The organism is Candidatus Cloacimonadota bacterium (assembly GCA_020532355.1).
GTDB lineage: Bacteria > Cloacimonadota > Cloacimonadia > Cloacimonadales > Cloacimonadaceae > UBA5456.
The window spans coordinates 1-4,474 of sequence record JAJBBD010000110.1 but is presented as its reverse complement, the minus strand read 5'-3'; the positions used below and the strand labels follow the sequence as shown (position 1 = coordinate 4,474).

Here is a 4,474-nt window from a genome sequence, read left to right as displayed (position 1 = left end):
TTGAGTTTGGCGACATATTGCGAATACTGCTGGCCAATCTCGTTGGCTTTGATCTCATCGGCTTGGAATATCTTCTTAATTGCCATAATTATCTGAGAAGGATTGATGGGCTTGATTAGATAATCAGAGATCTGAGAAGCAATGGCTTTGTTCATTAAACCCTCCTCCTCACTCTTGGTTACCATTATGATGGGCATAGCACTGTTTATCCGCTTAATTTCTTGCAACGTAGCCAAGCCGTCCAAACCGGGCATCATCTCATCCAGTATCACCAGGTCATATTTATTCTCTACTACTTTCTCAATGGCGTCGGCACCATTATTACAGGTGTCCACTGTATAGTTTCTCTCCTCAAGGAAGAGCACAAAGGGTTTTAGTAGATCAATTTCATCATCTACCCAGAGGATTCTCATTAATTTCATGAGTTTACTCCTTATTCATTTGGATTTCCTGTTCGAAGGCACGTTGGCGTTCTTTCACAACTTTTTTAACTTCATCCAGATCGCCTTCCTGAAAGTAAAGAGCGAGCTTGAAATTTAGCTCACTTTTTGAGCAATTGAACCATGTTGTCATCTTCTCCAAATATTGATCTATAAAGACCTTCTTGAGGTCAGTATCATTCTCTTTTTCTTTCTTTTTTAGCTCTTTGATTTCACTCCGCAACTCGTTTGTAGGAGTATCAGAGGCCTTGCCTAGCCAATGATCGCGCTCATCCCAATCCGCTTTTTGCACCATAGGCTTTATTAACTGTAAGCGTTCAAAACCTATCTCCTTGATGCTGGTTTCGTCCACATCCATTTCTTCCACATAGAGATCAAAGGTTTGAGCAAGTTTTCCAGCAAGAGAACCTGATAGCTGATATTCGGCTTCCACAAAATCCTTGAAACTCTCATACCCTTTGAAGCGATATAGTTTACTGCGCTTGATCTCACTAAGAAGTTCGCCCAAAGCTACGAAGTTATCTTCAAGCTTTTCCTTTAGATTGGCTATAGCGCTGAATTTCTCATCTGGGCTCATATTTTCTGTGCGTTGATATGACATTTTTATTCCTTTTATAAATACATTTAGTCTATGGGATAGTAGGTGTGATCACGAGTGGGAAACGCTCCTGTGCGAACTTCACGACTGTATTGATTGATTGCTTCCGGAATTATCCGGTTGAGCTGGCTATACTGTTTTACATATTTGGGCAGCATATTACTGTAGCCCAACATATCGTGATATACTAAAACCTGACCGTCACAATATCTACCGGCGCCAATACCAATAGTGGGGATGCTTAAAGATGCCGTGATCTCTTTAGCCAATATTTCGGGAATACCTTCTAAAACCAACATGAATGCGCCTGCTTCTTCGGTCTCCCGCGCTTGTTGTAGTATTACTTCATGAGCTTTTTCAGATTTCCCTTGCACTTTAAAACCGCCAAAACGCAAGATTGATTGGGGAGTGAGACCAATATGCGCACAAACAGGAATCTCCATGTCTACGATATCTCTAATTGCCTGTAAGCGAGATTGAGACCCCCCTTCCAATTTAACCGAATTTGCCATACCCTCTCGCACCAGTCTGGAAGCATTTATCCTTGTTTCCTTCGGTTCCAGATGATAACTCATATAAGGCATATCCGCAATTATAAATTTTTGCGCCGCACCTCTCCGTACTGCTGCACTATGTGAAATCATATCTTCCATAGTTACTTTTAACGTGCTTTCGTAGCCCAAAACAACCATCCCCAAAGAATCTCCCACCAAAATCACATCGACATCTGTAGCCGCCACGGCACTGCCTTCGGCATAGTCGTACGCCGTGATCATTGTAATCTTCTGCTTTTTCTGTTTCATAAGAGCAAAGCCTTGTGTGCTATGCATCTTATTCACTTGTCCCGTCATCGGTACTACCTTCTCTTTCATATATTTCAGCTTCTTCTTGCTGGCGATCGTCAGAATCCACCAGATTGTCTGAAGCGTATGTTCCTCTGTTTAAAAACATATCGTAGATCACAAAACCATTTTGATACCAGCCCAAAAAGCGACCATGCAGAGCACCGTTTCGATAATTTGCGCTCATCTGTGGATTCCCATCCGGATACCACAGCAAGTTCAAACCGTGTTGCTTGCCATTCTCATATTGGGCAGCTCGCATCAGTTCGCCTTCCGGATACAACTCGTAGATCCAGCCTGAATAGGCTTCCTCTCCCCAATATAAAAGCTTGTCCTGTGCCTTCAATTCACTCAAAGACTTTGCCTCTTGGGGCATCTTCCAATTCTTTACCGCCAGATAGTCCTCACTCATATTTTGAGCAGGAAGCTTTACTAACATGGTGGTAAAAACAAAAAGAAGTAGCAGGCGGAAGAAGGTCCGACTTACCTTGTAACTATTTGTACGAGCTAATGCGATGCTCTTTGTATACTGATTATTAGGACACATTTTTTACCTCCAAAGGCTTAGTCAACCTTTTTCTTTGGATGCTTATCTTTCTTAGAATAATATAAACTGATTGGGGCTACAATCAAAGCCTTATTTACGCAAGATACAAAGTAATGCTAGCTTTGCTTGAAGATTGATTGCCTTAAAGAGAGCAACTAATCCACGCTAAAAAAAGCGCTGGAGAATTACTAACAACAAAAGAGTATTATAAGAAAGATTTGCCACATAACGATTGTTCATTATATTGTTTAGCATAATCACATAAACAGGAGGAGAATCAAATGCCAATTCTCGACGATAAAGTAATAGGCGAAGTTAAGAAAGCTTTGCAAAATATGAAAAATGAAGTGCATTTGGTGTTATTTACGCAATCTTTTGAATGCGGATACTGCAAGGAGACTCATCAGCTTTTGGAAGAGCTGGTAAGCACAAATAGCTTACTAAAACTGGAAGTTCATCAATTTGAAAGCGATAAGGAGGCCGTGGATAAATACGGTGTGGATAAGATTCCGGCAATTGCTATAATAGGCGAAAAGGATTATGGTATCCGCTTTTACGGGATTCCAGCAGGATATGAGTTTAGCTCTCTGCTTTCAGCAATTCTGATGGTTTCAACCGGCATGGTCAAGCTGGGCGAAGACACAAAGAAGTTTTTAGATAAGCTCAGCAAGCCTGTGCATATGCAAGTGTTTGTAACTCCAACCTGTCCCTATTGCCCACAAGCGGTTATCCTGGCTCATCAGATGGCTTTTTATAGCAACAATGTGAAAGCCGATATGGTAGAGGTATCCGAATTCCCACATCTTGCCCAAAAGTACCAAGTTCAAGGTGTTCCTCGCACTACTATCAACGAAAACTGGTATCAGGAAGGAGCTGCTCCTGAGCAAATGATCATCGCCAAAATCGAAGAATCGTTGTAGATTATCATGTTAGACTTCAATTTCAGTTTTTCTGCCGAAGTCGATAACGAGCAAGAATACGATCTTATAATAATAGGTGGAGGCCCTGCGGGGCTTTCCGCCGGTTTATACGCAGCCCGCTATAAGCTTAAAACCTTGCTTATTGAGAAGGCTCCTGTAGCTGGAGGACAACTTACTGCAACCGAGTGGGTAGAAAACTATCCCGGTTTCCCCGAGCCTGTTTTAGGCAAAAAGCTCGCTCAAGACATGGAGAATCAAGCCAAGTTTTTTGGCTTGGAGATCGTGAATGAATCTGTACAGAGAGTGAGTTTGAGCCCAGAAATAAAAGAGATAGTTACCAATGCCAATACTTGGAAAGCCCGCACTGTGCTTATCGCAACCGGTAGCTCACCACGCAAGTTAGGTGTTCCTGGAGAGAATGAATTTTCGGGGCGGGGAGTTTCTTATTGTGCCACTTGCGACGGTCCTTTCTATCCAGAGAAAACAGTGGCAGTGATAGGGGGAGGAAATACAGCATTTGAGGAATCTCTCTTTATTGCCAAGTATGCAGCAAAAATATTCATCATCCATCGCCGGGAAGGCTTTAGTGCAGATCCCATCATTATTGAAAGGGTGAAGGCAAATGCCAAGATAGAGCTAATCACAAATACTATAGTGGAAGAGATCGATTTTGGTGGTGAAAGCCGCAAACTTAAGCTGAAAAACACCGTTACTGCCCAGCAAAGCGAATTACCGGTAGATGGAGTATTCGTTTTTATCGGCTCAAATCCCAATTCTGAAATATTCAAGGACCAAATTGCCCTGGATGGAGGTTACATTGTAACAGATAGAAATCATGCAACATCCACGCCAGGCGTATGGGCGGCGGGAGATGCGGAAGCCAAGACTTTGCGTCAGGTTGCTACTGCCGTAGGCGACGGAGCATTGGCAGCGTATAACATCCATAAATACCTGGAAAACATGGAGAATGTCTAATGCCAGAACTGCCTGAAGTGCAAACTGTACTGGATGGATTAAGCTCTGTATTACAAGATCGTATTATCACCGGATTGGAATGTTACTACCCCGGAACCGTGATTTTTGATCCGGATTTAGGTAGTGATCCTTTCCCTTGCAAACTCAGTAAC

General features: G+C 42.5%; 6 protein-coding genes. 2 read left to right on the top strand and 4 right to left on the bottom strand.

All coding sequences use genetic code 11. The features are described 5' to 3' along the window. The 4 genes from LHW48_03910 to LHW48_03895 form a co-directional block, all read right to left on the bottom strand. The coding region (locus tag LHW48_03910) for a response regulator (protein MCB5259603.1) at positions 1-422 on the bottom strand (422 nt) is incomplete at its 3' end. 4 nt (positions 423-426) lie between these two features. Next, positions 427-1,041: a hypothetical protein gene (locus LHW48_03905; protein MCB5259602.1), complete on the bottom strand. Its 615-nt coding sequence runs from the start codon at positions 1,039-1,041 to the stop codon at positions 427-429. Positions 1,042-1,064: 23 nt separating this feature from the next. Beyond that, positions 1,065-1,868: a 3-methyl-2-oxobutanoate hydroxymethyltransferase gene (gene panB, locus LHW48_03900; protein ID MCB5259601.1), complete on the bottom strand. Its 804-nt coding sequence runs from the start codon at positions 1,866-1,868 to the stop codon at positions 1,065-1,067. A gap of 1 nt (position 1,869) precedes the next feature. Next, positions 1,870-2,427: a hypothetical protein gene (locus LHW48_03895; GenBank protein MCB5259600.1), complete on the bottom strand. Its 558-nt coding sequence runs from the start codon at positions 2,425-2,427 to the stop codon at positions 1,870-1,872. Between the two features lie 281 nt (positions 2,428-2,708). Here LHW48_03895 and LHW48_03890 point away from each other — a divergent pair, with 281 nt between their 5' ends. Both LHW48_03890 and trxB read left to right on the top strand, forming a co-directional pair. Beyond that, a complete protein-coding gene (locus tag LHW48_03890) occupies positions 2,709-3,347 on the top strand; it encodes a thioredoxin family protein (protein MCB5259599.1) in 639 nt (212 codons plus the stop codon). Between the two features lie 6 nt (positions 3,348-3,353). Then, positions 3,354-4,322 carry a thioredoxin-disulfide reductase gene (gene trxB / locus LHW48_03885; GenBank protein ID MCB5259598.1) on the top strand — a complete coding sequence of 323 codons (969 nt, stop codon included), beginning with the start codon at positions 3,354-3,356 and terminating at the stop codon, positions 4,320-4,322. Positions 4,323-4,474 lie beyond the last annotated feature (152 nt).

Coding starts and splice junctions, on each gene's coding strand:
- LHW48_03905 (MCB5259602.1), bottom strand. CDS start 1,041: ATGTCATATCAACGCACAGAAAATATGAGCCCAGATGAGAAATTCAGC.
- panB (MCB5259601.1), bottom strand. CDS start 1,868: ATGCATAGCACACAAGGCTTTGCTCTTATGAAACAGAAAAAGCAGAAG.
- LHW48_03895 (MCB5259600.1), bottom strand. CDS start 2,427: ATGTGTCCTAATAATCAGTATACAAAGAGCATCGCATTAGCTCGTACA.
- LHW48_03890 (MCB5259599.1), top strand. CDS start 2,709: ATGCCAATTCTCGACGATAAAGTAATAGGCGAAGTTAAGAAAGCTTTG.
- trxB (MCB5259598.1), top strand. CDS start 3,354: ATGTTAGACTTCAATTTCAGTTTTTCTGCCGAAGTCGATAACGAGCAA.